Raw genomic sequence first — 24,473 nt, forward strand, 5'->3', positions numbered from 1 at the left:
ATTAAAATATAGCGCGGCGGATCGCGACGAGTCCAGCCGCCAAGGCACAGGCTGATCAGCGGTCGGAATGCATCTTGTCGAGAAAATCCTTCACGCCGCTGACAGCGCCGGTATTCGAGGCGACATAGCCGGGGAGTGCGCCCACGGCCTTGTGAAACTCGCTGCTCTTCATGATGTCGAGCACGCGCTGCATCGGCTCGGTCTCGAGGAACGCGCGCTTGCAGACGAAGAAATAGTCCTCCGTGAGCAGCCGGATGAAATCGAGCCCGAACTGCCGTGCGGCGGCCTCGACGCCAAAACTCGCGTCCGCCATGCCGCTTGCGACATAGGCGGCGACCGCGGCATGGGTGAACTCCATGTGCTGGGCGCCATTGATCCGGCTTTGTGGGATCTTGTGCAGCGTCAGCAATTGATCGAACAGCAGCCGCGTGCCGGAATCATGGTCGCGGTTGACGAAGCGGGCCTTGCGCTCGACCAGGTCCTTCAGCGAGGTGATCTTCAGCGGGTTGCCGCGCTTGACCATCAGGCCCATCTCGCGCGTGACGAAATTGATTACGCGGTCCTCACGCGGGTCGAGCCATTCCCGGCAGGCCTTGATGCCCCGCGCGCGCAGTTCGCCGTGTGGCAGATGCACGCCGGAGAGATCGCAGGCGCCCTGCGCCAGCGAGACCAGTGAGTTCTGGTTGCTGACGTAGCGGAGGTCGACGCCCACGCCGCCTTCGCGATCGAGGAACTCGCGCAGCTTGGACACGGCAAAGCCGTGGCTGGCATGAACCCGGATGACCTGCGGCCGCTGCGCGAGGAATGGTTTGATCTCGGTCACCAGTTCCTGCGCGAGGTTCTCGAGCTGCAATCCGAGTCGCGCCTGCATGCGCTCGCCGGCCCACACCAGCTTCTCGCCGAACGGCGTCAGCTTCGAGCCCTTGCCGCGCTGGGTCTCCACCAGCGGCACGCCGAAGAAGGTGGACCATTGCTCGATCAGGTTCCAGACATGGCGATAGGACAGATGCGCGTCGCTGGCGGCGCTGGTGATCTTCCCGGTCTTCCTGATCTCGTTGAGGATGCCGAGCATCACGACCGCGGTCTGCGGCGAGCTTCCTTTCCGGAAGCGCCAGACGGTCTCGATCTCGATCTGCAGCATCGTGGCCAACACCTATGAAGTCGACTTCATATCCTGGTATACCTATAGGCACAAGATATCATATTTACTGCGCATCATAGCCTCCTACGTTGAGTCATAACCCAGGAGGAAATATGATGTCGGTTGCATATGACTATGAGCGCGACTTCAGCCAGACCCCGACCGTCCGGGACGAGCTGTTGCTGATCGACGGTACCCGTGTCCGCTCGCTGTCCGGAAAGGCCTTCAAGTCCCTCAATCCTGCCACCGAGCAGGTGATCGCGACCATCGCCGAAGGCAATGAGGCGGATGTCGACCGCGCGGTCGCCGCTGCACGCCGCGCCTTCGAAGGCCCGTGGCGGACCATGCGCGCCGCCGAGCGCGGCCATATCCTCTTGAAATGGGCCGAGCTGCTCAAGCAGCACACGGACGGGATCGCAGCCCTGGAAAGCCTCGATGCCGGCAAGCCGATATCGGCGGTGCTGCGCCAGGATTTCCCGGCCGCCATCGACACGCTGACCTACTACGCCGGCTGGGCCGACAAGATCAGCGGCGATGTGGTTTCGACGCGCGACGACGCGCTGACCTATACGGTGCGCGAGCCGGTCGGCGTGGTCGCCGCGATCGTGCCGTGGAATTTCCCGCTGATGATCGGCATGTGGAAGCTGGCGCCGGCACTGGCCTGCGGCTGCACGGTGGTGATGAAGCCGGCCGAGCTGACCTCGCTGTCGGCGCTGCGGATCGGCGAGCTCGCGCTCGAGGCCGGATTGCCGAAGGGCGTGCTCAACATCGTGACCGGCCCCGGCCGCGTCGTCGGCGACGCGCTGGTCAATCATCCCGACGTCGACAAGGTGACGTTCACCGGTTCGCCCGGCGTCGGCCGCGGCATCATGAAGGGCGCCGCTGGCAACTTCAAACGGGTCTCCCTCGAGCTCGGCGGCAAGTCCGCCAATGTGATCTTCGACGACGCCAATCTCGAGGCCGCCGCCAAGGCTGCCGCGGCCGGCATCTTCTTCAATGCCGGGCAGGTCTGCTCGGCCGGCTCGCGCGTGCTGGTGCAGGAGAACGCCTATGACGAGGTGGTCGAGCGCCTGGTCGCCCGCGCCGAAGCGCTGCGCATCGGCGATCCCGCGGATCGCGCCACCGCGCTCGGGCCGGTCATCTCCGAGAAGCAGATGCGCTCGATCCTCGACTATGTCGAGATCGGCAAGAACGAGGGCGCGCAACTCGCCACCGGCGGCGCGCGCGTCGGCGACCGCGGCTATTTCATCAGCCCCGCGGTGTTCGCCAATGTCGCGCACGTGATGCGGATCTCGCAGGAGGAGATCTTCGGTCCCGTCGTCAGCGTGATCAAGTTCAAGGACGAGGCCGATGCGCTGCGCATCGCAAACGGCACCGCCTACAGCCTCGCTGCCGGCGTCTGGAGCGCCGACATGGGCCGCGTGCAGCGCTTCGCCAGGAAGGCCCGCGCCGGTACAGTGTGGATCAACACCTATGGCTATACCGACGTGCGGTTGCCATGGGGCGGCGAACGCGACTCCGGCCTCGGCCGCGAGCACGGCACCGCTGCGCTCGACAATTTCACGGAGCCGAAGGCGGTGTGGATGAATCTCAACGTTTGAATTGTTGGCACAGTGAGCACCACAAAACAGATGTCGTCCCGGGTTTGACCCGGGACCCATAACCACAAGTTTTTGAATTGAAGAACGCTGTGGCCACAGCGTTCTCGACAACAGCGTTCGGTGGCTATGAGTCCCTGCTTTCGCAGGGACGACGGGTGGGGAGACATCGATGCCTTATTCGACTATCCTTCGCGTGTGGCTTTAGCGCGAACAAGGGCAACCCGTGCAGACAAGAAAATTCGGCAACAACGGCCCGCAGGTCTCGGTGATCGGGCAGGGCACCTGGTATCTCGATCGCGGTGACCGCAAGGCGGCAATCGCTGCGCTGAAGCGCGGTATCGACGCCGGCATGACGCATATCGACACCGCCGAGATGTATGGCGACGCCGAGCTCGTGATCGCGGACGCGATCGCCGGCCGCCGCGACGAGTTATTCCTGGTCTCGAAGGTCCTGCCGAGCAACGCCTCGCGGCGCGGCGCCATCACCGCCTGCGAGCGCTCGCTGAAGCGGCTGAAGACCGATCGCCTCGATTGCTACCTGCTGCATTGGCGCGGAACCTATCCGCTCGCCGAGACGGTCGCGGCGTTCGACGAATTGATCGCGGCCGGCAAGATCTGTTCATGGGGCGTCAGCAATTTCGACGCAGCCGATCTCGATGAACTGCTCGATGTCGCGGGCGAGGGCAAGATCGCCTGCAACCAAGTGCTCTACCATCTGCGCGAGCGCGCCATCGAGCACGCCGTGATCCCGTGGTGCGCGCAGCATGGCGTGGCCGTGGTCGCCTATTCGCCGTTCGGCCACAATGATTTTCCCGCGCTGTCGAGCAAATCCGGAGCGGTGCTGCAATCGATCGCGCAGACGCACCAGGCGACACCACGCCAGGTCGCGTTGAGCTTTCTCACGCGGCTGCCGCCGGTGCTCGCGATCCCGAAGGCGTCGAACGCGGACCACGCGGCGGAGAATGCCGCGGCGGGAACGCTCAAGCTCAGCGGCGACGAAATCGCCGCGCTCGACGCGGCGTTCCCGCGCGGGCCGAAGCCGCGCTCGCTGCCGATGCTCTAGTTCGCGGGGTTCACTCAAGCTCCGCTCCACACAGTTCTTAACAAACTGTTGCAGATGCGGCCGCGCACAGGCTGCGGCGGGCGGTCGCGCGCGCTGGTGCATATCGGAGTCCCGTTTTCGGGCATTGTTCTTGGGCGGAATTGGCGTTTTGTACGAACAGCAGATTCCCCTTATTTTGCCTCCGAGATTGCCGTGACACCGCCCCCCGCCGTAGCCGCCAGGCTGGACAGCGTTCCTCTCTCATTGCCCGCGAAAACGTCTGTTGCACGCAAGGCGCCGGCCCGCACCGACAGTCCGTTCAAGGGCATTGCGCTGATCCTGCTGTCGACGGTGTTTTTGGGCACCTCCGACGTCACCGCGAAATATCTGTCGTCCTCGCTGCCTTCGATCGAGATCGCCTGGATCCGCTTCCTGGTGTTCGCGCTGATCATGACGCCGGCGATGCTGCCGGGCACGCCGTTGTTCGCGCTGCGCAGCAGCCGTCCCGGCCTGCACGTGCTGCGCGGCGCAGCGCTGCTCGGCTCCTCCTTGATCTTCATCACGGGGCTGGGCTTCCTGCCGATCGCCGAGGCCTCGGCCACCAGTTTCGTCTCGCCGCTGTTCGTCACCGCGCTGTCGATCGCTTTCCTTGGTGAGAAGGTTGGCATGCGACGCTGGATTGCAACCGCGGTTGGCCTCGCCGGTGTGTTCATCATCCTGCGACCGGGCACCAGCGCCTTCCATCCCGCCGCGATCTTCCCGATCGTCTCGGCGCTGGCCTGGGCCGCCACGCTGATCCTGACGCGCATGATGAGCGGCAGCGAACGCCTGATCACCGTGATGACCTATTCGTCGATTGTCGGCGTCGCCATCGTCAGCGCGCTGGTGCCGTTCGTCTGGGTCACGCCGAGCTGGCACGACATCATGTTCGGCATCCTGATCGGCGTTGCGTCCACCGTCGGACAGTGGATCGTCGTGCTGGCGTTCCGCTACGGCGATGCCTCGGTGCTGGCACCGTTCTCCTACACGCAGCTGCTCTGGGTCAGCATCCTCGGCTTCCTGATCTTCGGCGAAGTCCCCGATCGCTGGACCATCCTCGGCGCCGGCTTCATCGTCGCTTCCGGCCTCTACACCGCGCACCGCGAGCGCATGCGCCGCTCGCAGTTGCTCGCCGTGGCCAGCGAGCCGTCGCCAAACGCCTGACCGCGGTACCGCAAATCGTGCGCTGGTTGCGAATCCAACCTCTGCTAGCGTTGCGGGTGTACAACAGTCGGGCCGAAACTTCGATCTCGCGAAGGCCGAATCGACGGATTTCGGAAACAAACGGCAATCCGCAGTTGGCCGCATGCTAACCTGACCCCAACAGCGCCGGAGAGCGCTTGGGGCGGTGCACGTGCATTTTGGTTTGTTCTTTGTCTCGTTTGGTCGGTCGTCTCGCGGTGTGATGGCCTTGGCGGCCTGCGTCTCGGCGGCTGTGAGCCTGTTCGCGGTCAACTCGGCGCAAGCCCAGAGCTTCACGTGGGGTGGCAGCGGCAGCACGACGGGCACAGCCGACTACCAACTCCCGACCAACTGGTCGACGACGTCGCCCGGTGCGCCGCCGATCCTCCCAACCCAATCTGCCATTTTCGATTCGACGGGATCGGCGACGGTCACCATCGGTGCCGGTCTGATGCTGCCGGACTCCTGGACTTTCACCGCCAATTCGCGGTCGTACACGATCGGCGGCAATCCGGTTAACTTCGCTCTGGCGGGGCCAACCGGCGGTTTGATTAACCGGGCCAACAACGGCCAGACCATCACCATCAACGCCAACATCAACGACGGACTTGCCCCAGGGGTGATGGTGCAGCAGCTCGGCAACAGCACGTTGGTACTTGCGGGCACCAACGGCTACACCGGTGGCACGCTGATCTCGGCCGGTACGGTGCAGGTGACCAACGCCAATTCGGTCGGCACCGGCACCATCACGCTGAACGGCGGCACCTTCCAGATGCAGTCGCCGACGGTCTCGAGCGTTGCCTTTTCCAACAACATCGCGGTCAACGCGGCCGCCGGCGCGGTCGATGCGAACGGCGCCCAGGTCAATCTTCAGGGCGTGATCGCCGATGGTGCAGGCGCGGGCGTTCTGCGCTTGATCGACTCGTCCGCGTCCGGCGTGTCCAACGTCCAGCTCTCCGGCGCCAACACCTACACGGGCGGCACGCTGGTGGTCGACACGACCGTTGTCGTCACCAACAACAAGTCGGTCGGATCAGGCACGGTCACGCTGGACAACGCGGCATTCCAGGCCGACGGCCTCAGTCACCTGACCTTCAGCAATAATTTCAGGATCAACACGTCTGCCACCGGCAGCGCGATCGACGCGAACGGCGTGACGCTCACGATCGCCGGCAACATCGCTGACGGCAACGGCCCCGGCAAGCTGACGGTGCTGGACGCTTCAGGCGGCCTCGGTCGCGTGGTGTTGATCGGCACCAACACCTATACCGGCGGCACCACGATCTGCGATTGCGCGACGTTGCAACTCGGCGACGCCGGCCACACTGCCTCGATCGTCGGCCAGGTCAACGTCGACGGCAAGTTCGACATCGTCAACGCCGACACGTCGGGCATCACCAAGATCGTCAACGACGGCTTCAACGGGGTCGCCACCACGACGTTCCACAATTCCACGACGGCGTCGACGGCGATAATCGCCAACGAGAATTTCGGCATCACGCAGTTTCGTGACAGCAGCACCGCCGGCAATGCCTCTGTGAGCAACAGCAACGGCGCTCTCACGATCTTTCGCGACACCAGCTCGGCCGGCAATGCCACATTCAACAACACCAATGGCGGCACCGTGGTATTCGGCGACGCGCTTGGTCCTCCCGGCGGCTCGGACACCAGTACCGCCGGCAAGGCCGTGTTCAACAACCAGGACGGCGGCGGCGTTGTGTTCCTCGGCCACGCCAATGCGGGTCAGGCCACCATCACCAACGGCGCCAACGGAGGCTCGACGCAGTTCTTCGAGTTCTCGTCGGCCGCGTCGGCGACGATCATTACGAGCGCTACCGGCTTCACCGGCTTCTTCCAGAACAGCGCTGCGGCGAACGCAACGATCGACAACAGCGGCAACACCTATTTCGGTACGTCGGGCTTCAGCATGACAGAGGCACCGACCGCGGGCAACGCGACGATCACCAACCATTCCGGCGGCTTCCTGATCTTCGGTGCATATGCCACCGCCGGAAACGCCACCATCACCACCGAGAGCGGTGCGAACGTCAAGTTCTTCGACAACGCGACCGGCGGCACGGCGCAATTCATCACCAACGGCACCGGCTTTGTGGATTTCGGCGGCAGCCTTGGGCCTGGCGGCGACGGCCGCATCACGGCAGGCTCGATCGCGGGCTCAGGTATCTACTATATCGGTGCCGGCAACACGCTCACGGTCGGCGGCAACAATCTCTCGACCAATGTCAGCGGCGTGATCGCCGATTTCGATCCCTGCGGTTGCGGCCCGACCGGGCCCGGCAATCTGGAAAAGACCGGCAGCGGCACGCTGACCCTGTCGGGCCTCAACACCTATACCGGCACCACCGTTATCAATGGCGGCATCCTGCAAGTCGACGGCTCGATCGTATCGTCGAGCTCGGTGACGGTGAATTCGGGCGGCGCGCTTTCCGGTATCGGCACCGTCGGCAACACGACGATCGCAAGCGGTGGCATCCTGCTGCCCGGCAACGCGACCCCGGGCAGCTTCCTGAATGTGGCCGGCAATCTCGTGTTCCAGTCCGGAGCGCTCTATCTCGTCGGGCTCAATGCGAGCACCTCGACCTTTGCCAAGGTGGCTGGTGCCGCGACGCTCGCCGGTTCGGTCGGCGTCAGTGTCGCTGCCGGCAGCACGGTGATGAAGCAATACACCATCCTGTCAGCGGACGGCGGCCGCAACGGCGTGTTCGCCGGCGTCGATTCAACCGGGCTGCCGTCGGGGCTCGTCGCGACGCTCGGCTACGACGCCAGGAACACATACCTCAACTTCGCGCTCGACTATGCCGCGAAGTCGAAGCTCAATATCAACCAGGGCAATGTCGCCACCACGCTGCAGAACTTCTTCAATGCCAATGGCGGCATCAGCGCGGCGTTCGCGGGACTGTCGCCGAATGGCCTGACGCAGGCCTCGGGCGAGGGCGCGACCGGATCGCAGCAGACGACGTTCAACGCGATGAACCAGTTCCTTGGTCTGTTGACCGATCCGTTCGTCGCCGGACGCGATGGCGGTTTTGGTGGCGGCGTGGGCGCCACGCCGTTTACCGAGGAGAGCGCGTCGCTGGCCACTGCGGCGCGCAAGACCGAGCCGCGCGATGCGCTGGCGGCGATCTACACCAAGGCGCCGGCGCCGCCGCTCGACTTCGCGCAGCGCTGGAGCATCTGGGCGGCAGGTTACGGCGGCTCGCAGACCACCAACGGCAATGCGGTGCTGGGCTCGAACAACAGCAGCAGCAGTATCTATGGCACCGCGATCGGCGCCGACTACCGCTTCTCGCCGAACACCATTGCCGGCTTTGCGCTCTCCGGTGGCGCCACCAGCTTCAGCGTCAACGGTCTCGGCTGGGGCCGCTCGGACCTGTTCCAGGCCGGCGCGTTCGTCCGTCACACCGTCGGTGCGGCGTACCTGAGCGCAGCACTCGCCTATGGCTGGCAGGACATCACCACCGACCGGATCGTCACTGCTGCGGGCGTCGATCATCTGCGTGCAAACTTCAATGCCAATGCGTGGTCGGGTCGGCTCGAGGGTGGTTATCGCACTGCTACGCCGTGGATCGGGCTGACGCCTTACGCGGCGGCCCAGTTCACCAGCTTCGAGCTGCCGAACTATGCGGAGAGCGTCGTCTCCGGCGGCGGCGCCTTCGCGCTCAATTATGCCGCAAAGAGCGTCACCGACGTCAGGAGCGAGCTCGGCCTGCGCAGCGACAAGTCTTTTGCGGTCGACGGCGGCATCGTGACGCTGCGCGGCCGCGTCGCCTGGGCGCATGACTTCAACCCCGACCGCAGCGCCGCGGCCGTGTTCCAAACGCTCCCGGGCGCGGCCTTCGTGGTCAACGGTGCGGCGCAAGCCAGCGAGTCCGCGCTGACCACGGCCTCGGCGGAGATCAAGTGGCGCAACGGCTGGTCGGCGGCTGCGACCTTCGAGGGTGAATTCTCCAACGTCACCCAGTCCTACGCCGGCAAGGGCGTTATGCGCTATGCGTGGTGACCCTCCGCGCTATAGCCTGCCGCAGCGAAAGCCTGTCCTTGACTTAATCCGCGACAGTGTATTTCGCGGGACGAAATACGCTTCAAAATGTGGGAAGAAACCCACGCGGGAGGGAACATGCGCGCAGCGATCTTCAGAAACGGCGAGATTGTCGTCGACCAGATGCCGGAACCGAAGCCGGGTGCCGGCCAGGTGCTGGTCAAATCGCTCGCCTGCGGCATCTGCGGTTCCGATCTGCACGCACGCAAGCATGCCCACCGGATGGTGGAGCTGAGCAAGTTCCTGCCCGGCCGCACGCCGATGGATTTGTCGCGCGACGTCGTGTTCGGCCACGAATTCTGCTGCGAGATCCTCGATTACGGCCCGGGCACCACGCGCAAGCTGAAGCCCGGCACGCGCGTCTGCTCGCTGCCGGCGCTGCTGACGCCGGAAGGCCCGAAGGGCATCGGCTATTCCAACGACTATCTCGGCGGCTATGCCGAGCAGATGCTGCTCAGCGAGCCGCTGCTGCTCGAAGTGCCGAACGGGCTCGCCGCCGAGCACGCCGCGCTCACCGAGCCGCTTGCGGTCGGCGTCCATGCGGTGGCGATGGCCGACATCAGGGGCGGCGAGGTGCCGCTGGTGATCGGTTGCGGACCGGTCGGCCTTGCGGTGATTGCGGCGCTGAAGATCAAGGGGCTCGGCCCGATCGTTGCCGCCGACTACTCGCCGGCGCGGCGGCTGCTCGCCGAGAAGATGGGCGCCGATGTCGTGGTCGATCCCGCCAAGACGCAGCCTTATGCGAGCTGGGCCGAGCACGCCCAGATGACCGAGGCAGAGAAGGCGGCGCGGCCGCCGATGCAAGCGCTGCTGCCGCCGCTGAAGCCCGCGCTGATCTTCGAATGCGTCGGCGTGCCCGGCGTGTTGCAGCAGGTGTTCGAGGGCGCCCCGCGCAGCGCCCGTGTCGTCGTGGTCGGGGTCTGCATGGAGACCGACAAGTCCGAGCCGATGCTCGGCATCATCAAGGAGCTCAACGTCCAGTACGTGCTCGGCTACACGCCGGAGGAGTTCGCCTATTCGCTGCGTCTGATCGCGGAAGGCCAGGTCGATGCCGCATCGCTGGTCACCGGCCGCGTCGGCATCGACGGCGTCGCGCAGGCCTTTGCCGATCTCGCCAATCCCGAGGCGCACACCAAGATCCTGGTCGAGCCGTGGCGTTGAGTTGCTGACGGCGTCGCGCGATTTGCATTTCGCGGGACCGAACCTATAGTTCGCTGTCTCTTATGCACTGACAGCACCCATCTCATGCGCGTTTCAATCATTACGGGAGGCGGCTCCGGCATCGGCGCCGCGGTTGCGCGCCGGCTGGCCGGCCCCGATCAGGGGCTGATGCTGCATGGCCAGGGCGCCGAGGCCAGCGGGCTCGCGCGGCTGAATTCGGTCGCAGAGGAGTGCCGCAGCATGGGCGCCAAGGTCGCGGTCTCTACCGGCGATCTCGCCGTGGCCGGCGCCGGCGCGTCGCTGGTCGCGGCTGCGCGCGCCGCATTCGGGCCGATCGACAGCATCGTGCACGCCGCGGGCTTTGCCGATCGCCGTGATTTCGCCAGCCTGCCGCGCGCGGCGCTGGAGCGCGCTTTTGCGGTGATGGCGGCGGCATTCCACGAGATCGCGGCGGCCGCGCTGGCCGACCTCGCGCGCAGCGCGCAGGGCCGCGTCGTCGCGGTCTCGAGTTTCGGGCCGCATCGTTTCGTGCCCGGCGCGACCTATCCGGGATCGGCTGCCGCCAAGGCCGCGCTCGAAGTGCTGGTGAAGTCGCTCGCAATCGAGCTCGCAGCGTCAGGTGCCACCTCAAATGCCGTGATGCCCGGCTACACGCGCAAGGATCCCGGCCTGTTCGGCGCGCTGGACACCGCGACCTGGGAGCGGGTGGCGAAAGCCAATCCGATGCAGCGGCTGGCCGTGCCCGACGAGGTCGCCGGCGTCGTCGCGTTCCTGCTGTCGCGGGAAGCGGGCCACATCACCGGCGCCACGCTGCCGGTCGATGGGGGCCTGACCTTGATGTGACGGCATGAGCGAGGACGCGTCCGCACAGCAGGCTGACGTCGTCGTGCTCGGCGCCGGCATGGTCGGCGTCTCGGCCGGCCTTGCCGCACGGCAGCGCGGTCTCTCCGTCGTCGTCGTCGACCGCCGCGAGCCGGGCAGCGAGACCTCCTACGGCAATGCCGGCATCATCTCGTCCGGCTCGATCCTGCCGCTCAACACGCCACAGCTTTTGAAGAACCTGCCGAAATATCTCACCAACACGCATCCGGCGCTGCGCTGGAATCTTCCGTGGGCGGTCGCCAACGCCGGCTGGGTGATCCGCTTCCTCGCCGCCGCGACACCGTCGCAGACCAGGCCGCGCGCCGCCGCGCTGCACGGCCTGGTCGGGACGTCGCTGGCGCTGCATCGCGACTGGATCGTGCAGGCGGGCGCCGGCCATCGCATCAGAGAAACCGGCTGGCTCAAGGCCTGGCGCGGCGACGGGCTCGCGACCGCCAAGGCCGAGCAGGCAGCGCTCGCCGAATTCGGCATCAAAAGCGAGGTGCTCGACCGCCAGGCGATCTCCGCGCTCGAGCCGAACATCGTCCCTGCCTATAGCACGGGCCTGCTGCACACCCAGACGGCATCGGTCGATTCACCCGGCGCGGTGGTCAAGGCCTATGCGCAGATGCTCGCCGCCAGCGGCGGTACGGTGCGGCAATCCGAGATCCGGCGGATCGAGCAACAAGACGGCGGCTGGCGCGTGCAGCTTGCCGACGGCGAGATCGCCGCGCGCCACGTCGTGGTCGCGCTCGGCCCGTGGTCGGCCGAACTGCTGCGGCCGCTCGGCTATCGCGTGCCGCTGGCGTTCGAGCGCGGCTATCACCAGCATTTCGTGCCGAACCCGGCACGCAAATTGCTGCGGCCGATCCATGATGCGGAGGGGGCATTTCTGATGACGCCGATGGAGCAGGGCGTTCGCGTCACCAGCGGCGTCGAGCTGACCGCGCGCGACGCGCCGTCGAACTATGCGCAGCTCGAGGCAGTGGTGCCGATGGCGCGCAGCGTGGTCGAATTCGGCGAAGCGGTCGGCGAGCGCTGGCGCGGCGCGCGGCCGACGTTGCCCGACAGCCTGCCGATGATCGGGCCAGCGCCGCGGCATCGCGGTCTCTGGCTCGCCTTCGGCAACCAGCATATCGGCTTCACCACCGGTCCCGGAACGGGCGCCGCGGTCGCGGCAATGATCGCGGGTGCCGCGCCGCCGTTCGAGGTGAAGGCATTTTCGCCGGGCCGGTATATCGCGTGACTTGCCCGAGGCCGCCTGCGATGCTGGGAACGCAAGGCGCGCGCAAGCCGCGTGGCAACCGAGGGGCAGGATGAACTACGTCTGGGATTTCGGGATCCTCGCCAAGTACAGCCATCTGTTCTGGCTCGGGCTCGGCTGGACCATGGCCTACACGATCGGCACCATCATCCTGGGCACCTTGATCGGCCTGATCGTCGGCATGCTGCGGCTGCGGCGGATTCCGGTGATCGACTGGCTCCTGATCGCCTATATCGAAGCCTTCCGCTGCACGCCGCTGCTGGTGCAGATCATCTGGTTCTACTACGCGTTTCCGGTCGTGATCGGCGTCAACATCCCGGCGCATGTCGCAGCCGTCAGCGTGCTGTCGCTCTATGGCGGCGCGTTCTATGCCGAGATCGTGCGCGGCTCGATCGAGAGCGTGCCGGTCGGGCAGTGGGACGCCGCGAAGGCGCTCGGTTTCCGCGGCTGGCGCCTGATGCGGCTCGTAATCCTGCCGCAGGCGCTGAAGCCGATGATGGCGCCCTATGTCAACCAGTCGGTGACGCAGCTGAAGAACACCTCGCTGGTCTCGATCATCGCGGTGCCCGATCTCGTCTACAACGCCACGCTGATCAACGCCGACACCTACCGGCCGCTCGAGGTCTACACCATCGTGGCGCTGATCTATTTTGCGATCCTGTTTCCCTCGACACTGGTCGCGCGCCGGCTGGAGCGCGGGCTGACCTACGACAAGGTGTGACTTGCTTCACCTCTCCCGCTTGCGGGTCGCTTGCGGGGGAGGTCGGAGCCCATCGTTAGATGCGATCCGGGTGGGAGTTTTCTCCACACGAAGAGCGTCGCTTGTGGCGACACCCCCACCCCGACCCTCTCCCGCAAGCGGGAGAGGGAGATCACTACCGTCTTGGCAATTACCTCAGATACTCAGCTCCACCGGCACGTCCTCCGGCTTGACGCCGGCGAGGCCGAGGCCCTTGACGAACCATTCGCGCATCTGGCCGATGCCGCGGTTGTAGTCGATCCACACTGACAGGAAATCGCGCCAGCGCTTGTCCTGTTCGCGTCGCACCGCCGTGCCGCTGGCAATCGTCACCGAGGGCGAGGCCAGGATCTTGTAGGTGCCGAGGTTCGGGTTCTTGGCGATCGCGGTCAGCCCGAGCACCAGCGCGTTGACCACGCAATCGACGCGGCCCGACGACATTTCCAGCATCACCTCGTCGCGCGACTTCAGCGACTTGATGGTGGCGTTCGGCGCAAAGCGCCGGGCCACCGCCTCGTTGGCCGAGCCGACGTCGACCGCGATCTTGACCTCGGGCTTGTTGATGTCGGCCCAGGTCTTGGCTTCGAGGCCCTTCTTCAGCATCGCGCCGAACGGATGTGGGAACACCAGGTTGGTGAAATCCACCACCAGCGCCCGCTGCGGGGTCGGGTTGAGCGCAAAGCCGAGGTCGATCTTGTTGGCCTGCAGATCGAGGATTGAATTGCCATACGTCGACTCGACATATTCCAGCTTGACGTCGAGCAGCTTGGCAAGGTCGTTCGCCATCTCGATCGAGAAGCCGGACCAGGTGCCGGTGGCGAGGTCCTTGTTGAAATAGGGCAGCTCGCCCGGCAGCACCGCGATCCGCAGCGTCTTGTTGGCCCTGATCCGGTCGAGCGTGTTGTCGGCCTGGGTCTGCGCTGCGGCCGGGGTTGCCATGACGGCCGCGAGCGCCGCGCCGCTGCCGATCCCGAGCGCATAGCGCAGCGCGTCGCGGCGATCTTCGGAAATTGCGATGTCGTCGGATTGAGTCAAGCGGGCCTCCCTGCACCAGATCGGGGGAAGCCTAGCGTCGGGATCGGGCGTCAGCAATAGCGGGCGCCTGCGCCATTGGTAGGCGAGGGGTGGCTGTCTCTTGCTCTTCACCTCCCCCGCAAGCGGGAGAGGGGGCAGAGCGTGCACGTGGTCCGATCAATACGTTCCCGGCACGTACATCTCCGGCGGGATCGGGCCGCGGTGATAGTCGGGGTTGCGGACCCGCGGCGGCAGCACCACCGGTTGGTGCGTGACCTGCTGATAGGGGATCTGGGTCAACAGATGCGAGATGCAGTTCAGCCGGGCACGCTTCTTGTCGACGGCATCGACGATCCACCACGGCGAGTCCTGCAGGTGCGTGCGCTCCAGCATGGTCTCCTTGGCCTTGGTGTAGAGCTCCCAGCGGGTCCGCGCCTCGACATCAATCGGGCTCAGCTTCCACTGCTTCAGCGGATCGTGGATCCGCATCGAGAAGCGGAACGCCTGTTCCTCGTCGGTGATCGAGAACCAGTATTTCAGCAGGATGATGCCGGAGCGGATCAGCATGAGCTCGAATTCCGGCACCGACCTGAAGAACTCCTCATACTGCTCGTCGTTGCAGAACCCCATCACCTTCTCGACGCCGGCGCGGTTGTACCAGCTGCGGTCGAACAGCACGATCTCGCCGCCGGCCGGCAGATGCGAGACGTAGCGCTGGAAGTACCATTGCGTGCGTTCGCGCTCGTTCGGCGCCGGCAGCGCCGCGACGCGGCAGATGCGCGGGTTGAGCCGCTGCGTGATGCGCTTGATGACGCCGCCCTTGCCGGCGGAATCGCGGCCCTCGAACAGCACGACGACCTTCTGCTTCTCGTGCTGCACCCAGTCCTGCAGCTTGACCAGCTCGCCCTGCAGCCGCAGCAATTCGCGGAAGTAGAGCTTGCGATCGATCGACGGGTTTCCGGCGGCCCCGTCGTGCTCGAACTCGTCGAGCCTCACGTCGTCGAGCTCGAGCTCGAGTTCCTCGTCGAGGCTGTCGGCCATCTCCTGGTGGATGCGGGCGCGCAAGGCTTCGTCGCGGGCGGCTTCGTCGGTGAGGTCGGAGGCGGTCATGAAGGTCCGTCTTTCGGAGTGCTAGATCGATCGGCGGGAGCATTGACGGGCGATGTTACCACTCTATGACATTGGCAAGACCGCTGTTTCACGCAGCCGGCGGGACTGTGCTAACAAGCGATGACAAGATCAAAAAAGGAGACGCCGATGATTTCGCTCACGCCAAAAGACGTCCTGCCCGAGGACGGCACCGCCGGTACGCTGGTCGGACGGGTCTGGCTGCCGCAGGCGGGCGGACCCGCCGTGGTCGCGGTGCGGGGCGACGGCGTGTTCGACGTCACCGCGCGCTTCCCCACCGTGAGCGCGCTGTGCGAGGAAGCCGATCCTGCGGCCGCGTTGCGTGCCACGCATGGCGAGCGGATCGGCGATTTCGAGGCGATCCTCGCCAACACGCCGCCCGATGGCCGCGACGCGACAAGACCGCATCTGCTCGCGCCGGTCGACCTGCAGGTGCTGAAGGCCGCCGGCGTTACCTTCGCGATCTCGATGCTGGAGCGCGTGATCGAGGAGCGGGCACGCGGCAACCCGTCGTCGGCGGAGGCAATCCGCAAGGAGGTGGTGCGGCTGGTCGGCGACGACCTCTCCAAGCTGAAGCCGGGCTCCGAGCCGGCGATGCGGTTGAAGCAGGTGCTGATCGACCAGAATGCCTGGAGCCAGTATCTGGAGGTCGGCATCGGCCCCGACGCCGAAGTGTTCACCAAGGCGCCGACGCTGTCCTCGGTCGGCACGGGCATGGATGCCGGCCTGCATCCGAAATCCACCTGGAACAATCCCGAGCCGGAGGTCGTGCTTGTCGTCTCCGGCGCCGGCAAGATCGTCGGCGCAGCGCTCGGCAACGACGTCAACCTGCGCGATTTTGAGGGCCGCTCGGCGCTCTTGCTGTCGAAGGCCAAGGATAACAACGCCTCCTGCGCGATCGGCCCGCTGCTGCGGCTGTTCGACGGGACCTTCTCGCTCGACGACGTCAGGAGGATGGATGTCGGCCTCACCGTGAAGGGCGCGGACGGCTTCGTGCTCGAGGGCCATTCCTCGATCTCCAAGATCAGCCGCGACCCGACCGATCTGGTCGCCCAGACCATCGGGCCTGTGCATCAATATCCCGACGGCTTTGCGCTGTTCCTCGGCACGATGTTCGCGCCGGTCAAGGACCGCGACGCCAAGGGTGAGGGTTTTACCCACAAGCGCGACGACATCGTCACCATCGAAGCACCCCAGCTCGGCAAGCTCGTCAACCGCATGCGGGGCAGCGATGAATGCGAGCCCTGGACATTCGGCGTTGGCGCGCTGATGAAGAACCTCGCACAGCGCAAGGTGCTGTGAGGACGGTGTAGCTGCGCTGAGTAGGATGGGTAGAGCGAAGCGAAACCCATCGACTCGTATCCACGATACAAATGTATCCTCGGCACAAATGATGGGTTTCGCTGCGCTCTACCCATCCTACTACTGCGCTCTACCCATCCTGCGGATGATATGCTCGGCTTTGCTGACGCCGCCGGCGTTGTCGAACATGTTCAGAAACCTGCGCGGCAGATCAATCGCGTGCTGCAACTTGAGGGCGCGCGGATGCATGAAATTCGGCGCGACCGCTTGTCGCGCCCTTATGTGATCCAGTTCATCCTCGTTCGCGCTGCTTCGCTTCAGCATACGGGCTCGACGCGAACAGAAGGAGTCGCGGACATGAGCGAGCAGCCATCGAATGGAATGCCCGATTGGCTCACGACCGATATGCTGGTGATTGCCGTCGCACTGGCCATCATTGTGGTTGGCATGTGGATCGCGCCGTAGCCTGGTTGCTCCGGCTGGTTGCCACGCTGAGACATCGTGGGATGATGTCACCACCCTAGACGCGAGGCGATGGCGAGCCTTACAAGCCGATCATCCGGAAGATCATGCCGCCGACATTTGGGCCATGATGGTGATGGCGGCGATGACGGCTTCGCGGCGGTTCGTCACCGCCTGCGGCGGCCATCGCGCTCCTGCCGCCGTCCCGCTCGGGGCCAACAGCGTCGAACGCGGCCTTCTGCTCGTCACTGAGCGCGCTGTAGAAAGTGTCCACGGCCGGACGTACCGTTCCGATCGCCTGAAGCATGGAATCGAGTCTCGCTCCGACCGCCGCAAGGCGTGCCGGTGGCGTGCGCGCATCGGTGGGCGGACAGGACGATTTCAATGTGTCCTCAGCCTTTGTCGCAGCGTCCCGCAAGGCATCGAGGCTCGCCCGCTGTGCATCGGTTGGCTTGACGTTGCGTTCGATGATGTCGCCGGGCCATGCGATGGCGGCGGGCTGCGCCATATTGCAGTTGCCGTTGTCCGCCGTCGCCTCGTGCTGGCCGCGGTGCTGATCTGCCACCAGCGCGGTCACCTTCGCTTTCTGATCGTCACTGAGCAGCCCATAGAACCTCTCCAGCGCCGGCTGAAGAATCCCGACTGCGTCGCGCATGGCCTGGAGGCGCTGCTGCATCGCGGCGAGGCGGCTCGGCGCCGTCAGCGGCACGTCCTTGGGGCATGAATTGAGAATGGTCGCGGATGCCTTCTGCGATGCGCTGGCGAGGTCGTCGAGCGCGGTGCTCTGCTCCGCATTGGGTTGAATGGCGCCGCGGAACTGCTCGATCGGGAAGCCGGCGATATCGCTTCTGTCGCTGCCGCACATGTCGGCAAGGGTTGTGGTCTGAGCGGTGGCGCGCGATCGACCCGTGGCCGGCGGCCGGGGACCGGCATAGCCGGGCAAGTAATAGGCATAGCCGCTCAAGGCATCGTAGTCATAGGGACCGAACAGGCCGGCATACAGATCGCCATAGCCGTAATCCCAGAAGTACGGGTCATAGCCCCCGCCCCACCAGGCGTAGTCATAAAGATCGTAATAGGCATAGGGCCAGAAGATCGGGCCGACCCAGCCATAGCCGCCATTCGGATGGCGCCACCACCCAACGCCACCCATGGCGGCTCCGGCGGCGGCAGTCGTGATCGCGGCGCGCGTCATTGGATTGCGCAAGCCGCCAGGCTGGCGCAGGGCGGTGCTGATCTGGCGTGAGGCCAACGCGTGTCCCACGGCGCTCGCATTGTGCCGCATCGCAGCGGGTGAGGCGGCACGTTGGCCGGCAGCTACGTTCGGCGCGGTGCGCGCAGCGTGAGCGGCTGGACGGAATTGGGAATGACGGGCAGCGGAGCCGCCGCTGAGCCTCGTGCCTCCTCTTGCAGCGGGATGAATGGTGTGAAAGCCGCCGCCACGAGCGCCGCTGGCGTGAAATCCGCCGCCGTGGAATCCACCACCGTGGAAGCCGCCTCCGCCTCCATGAAAGCCACCGCCGCCACCATGGAATCCGCCCCCGCCGCCATGAAAGCCGCCACCGCCACCGCCATGACCTCCACCGCCGTGGCCGCCACCGCCACCGCGGGCAGCATCGGCGCTGCCTGCGAGCAGCGCAGCCGATGCCGCGACCGCGAGGATTGTGGCAAGCGCCAACACGGTGTGTCTGCAGCGGGCAGCCCTCAGCATCTTTCCTCACCCTTCGGATACTCAGTGATGCCTGACATCAACATCGAAGGCCGCTGCCGGGTTCCCGCGACGATCCGGTCGCGACGATTTAATTTGCAGCGCGGGACCTGCGGCGAGGGCGTCCGCTCCGGTGGAGAATCGCGACGTCAAGGGTGAGAGCTTCACCCACAAGCGACGAGATCGTCACTATTACCGGGCCACGGCCCGTCAGCCGCATGCGCACCAGCGACGAATGCGAGCCCTGGACCTCACGGTTTTACCTATCAGCGCTCCTGGGTCAGTGTGCAACGAAACCCCCGTCGACGGGCAGCGCAACGCCAAGGATCAGGCTCGCGGCGGGACTGCATAGCCACAGCACGGCGGCGGCAACCTCGTCGGGCTTGCCCATCCGGCCGATCGGCTGTTGCTTCAGGAATTCCTTCATCGCGTCGGGATCGATGGCGTCGCCCATCGGCGTCTCGATGCAGCCCGGGCAAATCGCGTTGACCCGGATGCCTTCGGCGGCGACATCGAGCGCGGCGCTCTTGGTCAGGCCGATCACCCCATGTTTGCTGGCGTGATAGGCGGCGCGGCCGGGCAAACCCACCAGCCCTCCGAGCGACGAACAATTCACGATGGCGCCGCTGCGCTGTCGCTTCATCTGAAGCAACTCGTGCTTCATGAAGGTCCAGACGCCGCGCAGGTTCACTTGCGGCACGTCGTCATACCCGTCGCCGGTCTCCTCGCTCATCGGGCACATTGGGCCGAGAATGCCGGCATTGTTGTAGGCCATGTCGAGCCGGCCGAACTGCGCGACCGCGCGATCGACCGCAGTCTTGGCCAGCGTCTCGTCCGACACGTCGCCAACAATGGCGATCGCTTTGGCGCCGGCGGAAGTCAGTTCTCGAGCGACTGCGTTCAGTCTCTCCTCGCTTCGGTCGATCAGGACCACGGCAGCCCCGGCCTTGGCGAACGCCTTGGCGGTCGCCGCACCCAAGCCGGAGCTCGCGCCTGTGACGAGGGCGACCTGGCCGGCAAAGTCGTAGGTGGGGTTCATGGTGAATTTCCTTTCACTTGCGGTATTGCTCGTCGCTGACCTTTTCCAGCCAGTCGACATTCTTGCCGTCGCGCGATTCCGTGATGGCGATATGCGTCATTGCGGTCGTCGTCGTCGCGCCATGCCAGTGCTTCTCGCCAGGCGGAAACCAGACGACGTCGCCGGGACGAATCTCCTCGACGGGTCCGCCCGCGCTTTGCACCCAGCCGAGACCTGACGTGACGATCAGGGTCTGGCCGAGCGGATGGGTGTGCCACATGGTGCGGGCGCCGGGCTCGAAGGTGACGTGGCCGCCGTTGATACGAGCGGGATCGCCGACCTGGAACAGCGGATCGACGCGGACCGCGCCGGTGAACCAGGCCTCAGGCCCCTTGCCTGAGGGACGTGAGCCGCTGCGTTTGATATCCATCGCTCTCATCCTTTTCTCTGTCAGGTCCGGTGCGGCCGGAGCGGCGGCAAGGTCGCTGTGCGAGGCCCCAACCACGAGGCCGCCTGCAACCGCCAGCATTTGCCTTCGCGTGACTGCCGCGCTTTTTCCGCGCAGGAGCCGCGTGTCCGATCGATCCATTGACCATGGTTCCGTCTGCTCACAAGGCGACGCTATCGAGGTCACCGCCTGCACTGGATTTAATGCATGCGGCTATAACGACTAGCCGCTATAATCAGCATGGACTTAGAAACAGGCTCGATAAATGAAGCGCGGCCATCTCGATGATCTCTCGGCTTTCGTGATCGTCGCCCGCGAGGGCAGCTTCACCAAGGCCGCCGCCAAGCTCGGCGTTTCGCAATCCGCGCTCAGCTACACCATCAAGCAGCTCGAGGCGCGCCTGAAGCTGCGTCTCCTGACCCGCACCACGCGCAGTGTCTCGCCGACCGCGGCGGGGGAGCGGCTGCTGCGCAGCATCGGTCCGCGCCTCGCGGAAATCGAGGCCGAGCTTGCTGCCCTGAGCGAGTTGAGCGAAAGGCCCTCCGGCACCATCCGCATCACCGCCACCGAATACGCCACCAACGCCGTGTTGCTGCCGAAACTTGCCAAGCTTCTGCGCTCGTATCCGGACATCAAGGTCGAGATCATCTGCGACTACGGCCTGACCGACATCGTCACTGAGCGTTTCGACGCCGGCGTGCGCGATGGCGAGCAGGTCGCCAAGGACATGATTGCGGTGCGCATCGGACCCGATGCGCGCATGGCGGTGGTCGGCTCACCGTCCTATTTCCGGAACCGACGCGAGCCGAAAACGCCGCAGGAGCTGGTCGAGCACAATTGCGTCAATCTTCGCCTGCCCACCCACGGCGGGCTATACGCCTGGGAATTCGAGAAGGGCGCGCGGGAACTCAAGGTGAGGGTCGAGGGCCAGCTGTTCTTCAACACCACGAGCCAGATGCTCGAAGCGGCGCTCGCAGGTCTCGGTTTGACCTACCTGCCGGAAGGCCTGGTTCAACCGTACATCAACAAGGGCCGTCTCAAGCGGGTGCTCGAGGACTGGTGCGCTCCTTATCCGGGCTACCATCTCTATTACCCCAGCCGGCGCCAGCCATCTGCAGCATTCGCGCTGCTTGTCGAAGCGCTGCGGCATCGCGCCTAGCGCGATGGTTTCGCTCGCTGCGGAATTTGTTCACCTCAAGGGCGAGGTAAAGCTCCGATGTCTGCTCTCATCGGATCGTATACCCGCCATCCACTGTCAGCGCATGACCGACCATAAAGCTGGCGGCGGAGCTGCACAGCCAGAGCACGGCGTTCGCGATCTCCTCCGGTCGGCCGAGCCGGCCGATCGGGACGTCCTTCAGCATAGCACCAAGAGCGTCGGCCTGGGTTTGCATCATCCTGTCGAGCATCGCCGTATGGATGATACCCGGACAAACTGCGTTGATCCGGATGCCTTTCGCCGCATAGTCCAGCGCCGCGCTCTTGGTCAGGCCAAGCACCCCGTGCTTGGAGGCCTGGTAGCTTCCGCGTTTCGCGCCGCCGACCAATCCTCCGATCGACGAGCAGTTGACGATGGCGCCGCTGCCTTGCCTCAGCATCTGGCGTAGCTCGAACTTCATGCAGCTCCAGACGCCGCGGAGATTGACACTCATGACGCGGTCAAAATCCTCCCGGGACGCCTCCGCGGCTTCCGCGACCACGTTCTGAATGCCGGCGTTGTTGTAGGCCGCATCGAGCCGCCCGAAGGTGGCGACGGTGCGTTCCACCATCGCTTCGACCTCCGCATCGTTGGCGACGTCGCATCGGATGGCGAGGGTCTTGTGCCCCCGGGCGGATAATTCCGCGGCGGCGGACGCCACCGCCATTTCGTTGATGTCGGCCAGCACCACCGCTGCGCCCGCCTCTGCAAAGGCCTTCGCTGCCGCAAGGCCGAGCCCCGATCCCGCGCCGGTGACGAGGGCAACCTGGTTGTCAAACGATATGTTCATGACGAGTGCCTTTGACCTCAGTGGGGACGTCTTGCAAAGACATCTTTCGCGACGGGCATCGCCGAAAACACGTTCGGCCAGCCGACATAGAACGCCAGTTGCGTGATCGCCTCCGAGGCCTCGGTCTGAGTCAGGCCGTTATCCATCGCCCGGTTGAGGTGCGGCGTCAGCTGCGCGGTCTGCCCATTGGCGATCAAGGCGCTCACGGTGACCAGGCTGCGATCTCTCGGTGCGAGATCCGGTCGTAGCCACAGATCACGGAACAGCACATCGGTGGTGTATTGCACGACCCCCGGAAACGTCGCGCCGAACTGTTCCTCGACGAAAGTGGCGCGTTGTGCCTCGGCCGCTTCGTTGATCGGCAGCAACGTCACCGCGACAGCGGGCAGCTCTTCGGCGCCGATATTGCGGGCAGCGAAGACGTCTTTTGCAACGGCGACCGCCGACATCGCATTGGCCCAGCCGGCATAGAAGGCGAGGTGGGTGATGATCTCCGAAATCTCGCGCGGCTTGACGCCGTTATCGAGCGCCAAATTGAAATGATACGATAGCTCGATGGTCTGGTTGCGCGCAATCAACGCTGCCAGCGTGACGATGCTGCGATCGCGCGGCGCGAGCCCGGGGCGCTTCCAGACATCGCCGAGAAGACGGTTATGGGTGTAGGCGTCGAGCGCGGGAGCGACCTTGCGCAATTCGTCAGAGGTCAGCATCGGCTTCGATCCGGTCATCGCGGTCTCCGTTGTGGTTGCGGGTGCCATCGACGCCAGCGACAGCAATGCGAAAGCGGCGATGTAAGGCTTCACGGGAATCTCCTGTGACGGACATCCCGAGTATCGGTCCGCTCGGGCGCACCTGCGACGAACCAAGTTCCCGCTGTCGCGAGAGGATTTGTCCTGCCGACCGATCGAGGCGATCACTGCCTGTCGGGACTGTTATATTGAACGGGCCGCCATGCGATTAGGTGGGTGAATTCGTATGGACTTATGAAAACGGCTTATGAATTGTCGCGGACCGCGAGATTGAATGTCGGATTACTGGTACGCGATTAGATTCTCAGCGAAAGCAATGAGCTTTGCGAGCCGGCGAATGCTGCAGCAGCGGGTGTCTGGCCGAATGCCAATCACTGAGTTGCCCGACGGCGCAAGACCTATAGAAATATTTCGCTTTATCAGAATCGCAACTTAGTGCTATAGATTGCCCGTCTCACCCAATCGAGGGGCGCTTCGCGGTCGTCACGAACGTGGGTCGAGATGCGGTGGACGCCGATCGTGCAACTGACGAGTGCGCGTGAGGCGGACGGTGAAGTCGTGTGGTTCCGACGCCCTAGTGGTAGGTGTCTCCCCGCAAAACGCGCAAGCGTTTTTGCGGAGACGGTGACAAACAAGCCCAGTCTCGCCGGGGAGAGCACGAAGTAAGCCGTAACCCATCGCGCAGGGAAAGCCGGATTGCTCCGGTTACACCTGTGGTCCTACCCCCGAGCTTTCTACCCATTGCTCGGGGCCCATGGGTGCGATCGGCACCCGGCTTTCCCTGCGCCCTCTTCAAGGGAGGGCGAAACGAAATGCAAAACTCGGACAGATCATGTCGCGAGAATGTGGATGTTTGACTGACAAACCGCGCCACACCCTCGCTGTCGTCCCGGCGAAGGCCGGGACCCATAACCCCAAATGCTGCTTGTTGCGCGATGCTGGAACGGCGAGTCCCGCCTACAACGCTTGCTGCCGCGTATGGGGCCCGGCCTTCGCCGGGACGACAGTGTGGTCTTGGTGCCAGCGAGGCTCAAAACCAGCGCCCTCACACCGGCAACGCCGTCGAATACTTCACCTGGCTCAGCGCAAAGCTCGACTCGATCGAGGCGATGCCGTCGAGCCGGGTCAGCTTGTTCTTCAGGAACGCCTCATAGGAGGAGAGGTCGGCGGCGACCACGCGCAGCAGGTAGTCGCGATTGCCGGTCATCAGATAGCACTCGAGCACCTCGTCCCATTTCGAGATCGCGCGCGCGAAGCGGTTGAGGTCTTCCTCCTTCTGCCGCGCGAGCTTGATCGAGATGAAGACCGAGACGTGCAGCCCGAGCGATTTCTGGTCGACGGTTGCGATATAGCGGCTGATGACGCCGCGCTCCTCGAGCAGCTTGACCCGGCGGTGGCAGGGCGACACCGACAGCCCGACCTTGTCGGCGAGCTCCTGCATGGTCATGCGGCTGTCGGTCTGGAGCAGACTCAGGATCTTGCGGTCGATGGCGTCGAGGGCAGGCATTGGGATGAACTCGTTGGTTAAGGCGGGATCGTGGGAATTTATCCCAATTTTTCCTGTGC

Annotated in this window: 21 protein-coding genes; 11 read left to right on the plus strand and 10 right to left on the minus strand. The window is 64.9% G+C overall.

Going from position 1 to position 24,473, the window contains the following annotated elements:
• Window positions 1–55: 55 nt before the first annotated feature.
• Window positions 56–1,141, minus strand: a complete 1,086-nt coding sequence (locus tag HU230_RS04360) for a substrate-binding domain-containing protein (RefSeq protein WP_176532756.1) — start codon at window positions 1,139–1,141, stop codon at window positions 56–58.
• A 116-nt stretch (window positions 1,142–1,257) separates the two neighbouring features.
• Between HU230_RS04360 and HU230_RS04365 the strand changes: the two genes are divergently transcribed.
• From HU230_RS04365 to HU230_RS04400, 8 genes are all read left to right on the plus strand, one after another.
• Window positions 1,258–2,742 (plus strand): aldehyde dehydrogenase family protein, encoded by a 1,485-nt coding sequence (locus tag HU230_RS04365; RefSeq protein ID WP_176532755.1) that lies wholly within the window; start codon window positions 1,258–1,260, stop codon window positions 2,740–2,742.
• Window positions 2,743–2,965: 223 nt separating this feature from the next.
• Window positions 2,966–3,805: an aldo/keto reductase gene (locus HU230_RS04370; protein ID WP_176532754.1), complete on the plus strand. Its 840-nt coding sequence runs from the start codon at window positions 2,966–2,968 to the stop codon at window positions 3,803–3,805.
• A 192-nt stretch (window positions 3,806–3,997) separates the two neighbouring features.
• The gene (locus tag HU230_RS04375) at window positions 3,998–4,987 is read left to right on the plus strand and encodes a DMT family transporter (RefSeq protein ID WP_420840838.1); all 990 of its coding nucleotides are present in this window, start codon (window positions 3,998–4,000) and stop codon (window positions 4,985–4,987) included.
• A 241-nt stretch (window positions 4,988–5,228) separates the two neighbouring features.
• On the plus strand, window positions 5,229–9,026 hold the full coding sequence (locus HU230_RS04380; protein ID WP_176532753.1) for an autotransporter domain-containing protein: 3,798 nt from the start codon (window positions 5,229–5,231) through the stop codon (window positions 9,024–9,026).
• Window positions 9,027–9,143: 117 nt separating this feature from the next.
• On the plus strand, window positions 9,144–10,226 hold the full coding sequence (locus HU230_RS04385) for a zinc-binding dehydrogenase (protein WP_176532752.1): 1,083 nt from the start codon (window positions 9,144–9,146) through the stop codon (window positions 10,224–10,226).
• A gap of 84 nt (window positions 10,227–10,310) precedes the next feature.
• Entirely contained in the window at window positions 10,311–11,069 is a 759-nt protein-coding gene (locus HU230_RS04390) for an SDR family NAD(P)-dependent oxidoreductase (RefSeq protein ID WP_176532751.1), read from the plus strand.
• A gap of 4 nt (window positions 11,070–11,073) precedes the next feature.
• Complete coding sequence (locus HU230_RS04395; protein ID WP_176532750.1) at window positions 11,074–12,333, plus strand: NAD(P)/FAD-dependent oxidoreductase; 1,260 nt, start codon at window positions 11,074–11,076, stop codon at window positions 12,331–12,333.
• Between the two features lie 70 nt (window positions 12,334–12,403).
• The gene (locus HU230_RS04400) at window positions 12,404–13,072 is read left to right on the plus strand and encodes an amino acid ABC transporter permease (RefSeq protein ID WP_176532749.1); all 669 of its coding nucleotides are present in this window, start codon (window positions 12,404–12,406) and stop codon (window positions 13,070–13,072) included.
• A gap of 174 nt (window positions 13,073–13,246) precedes the next feature.
• Here the strand turns inward: HU230_RS04400 and HU230_RS04405 are convergent, their stop codons facing one another.
• Both HU230_RS04405 and ppk2 read right to left on the minus strand, forming a co-directional pair.
• On the minus strand, window positions 13,247–14,125 hold the full coding sequence (locus HU230_RS04405) for a transporter substrate-binding domain-containing protein (RefSeq protein WP_176532748.1): 879 nt from the start codon (window positions 14,123–14,125) through the stop codon (window positions 13,247–13,249).
• A gap of 156 nt (window positions 14,126–14,281) precedes the next feature.
• On the minus strand, window positions 14,282–15,214 hold the full coding sequence (gene ppk2 / locus HU230_RS04410) for a polyphosphate kinase 2 (protein ID WP_176532747.1): 933 nt from the start codon (window positions 15,212–15,214) through the stop codon (window positions 14,282–14,284).
• Between the two features lie 147 nt (window positions 15,215–15,361).
• Here ppk2 and HU230_RS04415 point away from each other — a divergent pair, with 147 nt between their 5' ends.
• A complete protein-coding gene (locus tag HU230_RS04415; protein WP_176532746.1) occupies window positions 15,362–16,534 on the plus strand; it encodes a fumarylacetoacetate hydrolase family protein in 1,173 nt (390 codons plus the stop codon).
• Window positions 16,535–16,684: 150 nt separating this feature from the next.
• Window positions 16,685–16,999: a hypothetical protein gene (locus HU230_RS04420; RefSeq protein ID WP_224924312.1), complete on the plus strand. Its 315-nt coding sequence runs from the start codon at window positions 16,685–16,687 to the stop codon at window positions 16,997–16,999.
• A gap of 79 nt (window positions 17,000–17,078) precedes the next feature.
• On the opposite strand, the gene HU230_RS04425 is transcribed toward HU230_RS04420, so the two are convergent.
• From HU230_RS04425 to HU230_RS04435, 4 genes are all read right to left on the minus strand, one after another.
• Window positions 17,079–18,248 (minus strand): Spy/CpxP family protein refolding chaperone, encoded by a 1,170-nt coding sequence (locus HU230_RS04425; protein ID WP_338077359.1) that lies wholly within the window; start codon window positions 18,246–18,248, stop codon window positions 17,079–17,081.
• Window positions 18,249–18,313: 65 nt separating this feature from the next.
• Complete coding sequence (locus HU230_RS43810) at window positions 18,314–18,613, minus strand: hypothetical protein (protein WP_338077360.1); 300 nt, start codon at window positions 18,611–18,613, stop codon at window positions 18,314–18,316.
• Window positions 18,614–18,984: 371 nt separating this feature from the next.
• Window positions 18,985–19,743, minus strand: coding sequence for an SDR family NAD(P)-dependent oxidoreductase (locus HU230_RS04430; RefSeq protein WP_176532744.1), 759 nt, complete (start codon window positions 19,741–19,743; stop codon window positions 18,985–18,987).
• A gap of 13 nt (window positions 19,744–19,756) precedes the next feature.
• Entirely contained in the window at window positions 19,757–20,152 is a 396-nt protein-coding gene (locus tag HU230_RS04435) for a (R)-mandelonitrile lyase (RefSeq protein ID WP_210284276.1), read from the minus strand.
• Window positions 20,153–20,435: 283 nt separating this feature from the next.
• On the opposite strand from HU230_RS04435, the gene HU230_RS04440 reads away from it, so the two are divergent.
• On the plus strand, window positions 20,436–21,329 hold the full coding sequence (locus HU230_RS04440) for a LysR family transcriptional regulator (RefSeq protein WP_176532742.1): 894 nt from the start codon (window positions 20,436–20,438) through the stop codon (window positions 21,327–21,329).
• Between the two features lie 67 nt (window positions 21,330–21,396).
• Here HU230_RS04440 and HU230_RS04445 read toward each other — a convergent pair whose 3' ends face one another.
• The 3 genes from HU230_RS04445 to HU230_RS04455 all read right to left on the minus strand — a co-directional run bounded on the left by HU230_RS04445 (window position 21,397) and on the right by HU230_RS04455 (window position 24,414).
• A complete protein-coding gene (locus tag HU230_RS04445) occupies window positions 21,397–22,158 on the minus strand; it encodes a glucose 1-dehydrogenase (RefSeq protein ID WP_176532741.1) in 762 nt (253 codons plus the stop codon).
• A 17-nt stretch (window positions 22,159–22,175) separates the two neighbouring features.
• Window positions 22,176–22,961, minus strand: coding sequence for a carboxymuconolactone decarboxylase family protein (locus HU230_RS04450; RefSeq protein WP_420840839.1), 786 nt, complete (start codon window positions 22,959–22,961; stop codon window positions 22,176–22,178).
• A 991-nt stretch (window positions 22,962–23,952) separates the two neighbouring features.
• Window positions 23,953–24,414 carry an Lrp/AsnC family transcriptional regulator gene (locus HU230_RS04455; protein WP_024579268.1) on the minus strand — a complete coding sequence of 154 codons (462 nt, stop codon included), beginning with the start codon at window positions 24,412–24,414 and terminating at the stop codon, window positions 23,953–23,955.
• Window positions 24,415–24,473 lie beyond the last annotated feature (59 nt).

Origin of the sequence: Bradyrhizobium quebecense (genome assembly GCF_013373795.3) — a bacterium.
Lineage (GTDB): Bacteria > Pseudomonadota > Alphaproteobacteria > Rhizobiales > Xanthobacteraceae > Bradyrhizobium > Bradyrhizobium quebecense.

Bases quoted from the DNA above. Each gene is read 5' to 3' on its own strand.
- HU230_RS04360 (WP_176532756.1), bottom strand. From the start codon at position 1,141: ATGCTGCAGATCGAGATCGAGACCGTCTGGCGCTTCCGGAAAGGAAGC.
- HU230_RS04365 (WP_176532755.1), top strand. From the start codon at position 1,258: ATGTCGGTTGCATATGACTATGAGCGCGACTTCAGCCAGACCCCGACC.
- HU230_RS04380 (WP_176532753.1), top strand. From the start codon at position 5,229: ATGGCCTTGGCGGCCTGCGTCTCGGCGGCTGTGAGCCTGTTCGCGGTC.
- HU230_RS04385 (WP_176532752.1), top strand. From the start codon at position 9,144: ATGCGCGCAGCGATCTTCAGAAACGGCGAGATTGTCGTCGACCAGATG.
- HU230_RS04390 (WP_176532751.1), top strand. From the start codon at position 10,311: ATGCGCGTTTCAATCATTACGGGAGGCGGCTCCGGCATCGGCGCCGCG.
- HU230_RS04395 (WP_176532750.1), top strand. From the start codon at position 11,074: ATGAGCGAGGACGCGTCCGCACAGCAGGCTGACGTCGTCGTGCTCGGC.
- HU230_RS04400 (WP_176532749.1), top strand. From the start codon at position 12,404: ATGAACTACGTCTGGGATTTCGGGATCCTCGCCAAGTACAGCCATCTG.
- ppk2 (WP_176532747.1), bottom strand. From the start codon at position 15,214: ATGACCGCCTCCGACCTCACCGACGAAGCCGCCCGCGACGAAGCCTTG.
- HU230_RS04415 (WP_176532746.1), top strand. From the start codon at position 15,362: ATGATTTCGCTCACGCCAAAAGACGTCCTGCCCGAGGACGGCACCGCC.
- HU230_RS04420 (WP_224924312.1), top strand. From the start codon at position 16,685: ATGCTCGGCTTTGCTGACGCCGCCGGCGTTGTCGAACATGTTCAGAAA.
- HU230_RS43810 (WP_338077360.1), bottom strand. From the start codon at position 18,613: ATGCTGCCCGCGGTGGCGGTGGCGGCCACGGCGGTGGAGGTCATGGCG.
- HU230_RS04430 (WP_176532744.1), bottom strand. From the start codon at position 19,743: ATGAACCCCACCTACGACTTTGCCGGCCAGGTCGCCCTCGTCACAGGC.
- HU230_RS04435 (WP_210284276.1), bottom strand. From the start codon at position 20,152: ATGGATATCAAACGCAGCGGCTCACGTCCCTCAGGCAAGGGGCCTGAG.
- HU230_RS04440 (WP_176532742.1), top strand. From the start codon at position 20,436: ATGAAGCGCGGCCATCTCGATGATCTCTCGGCTTTCGTGATCGTCGCC.
- HU230_RS04445 (WP_176532741.1), bottom strand. From the start codon at position 22,158: ATGAACATATCGTTTGACAACCAGGTTGCCCTCGTCACCGGCGCGGGA.
- HU230_RS04455 (WP_024579268.1), bottom strand. From the start codon at position 24,414: ATGCCTGCCCTCGACGCCATCGACCGCAAGATCCTGAGTCTGCTCCAG.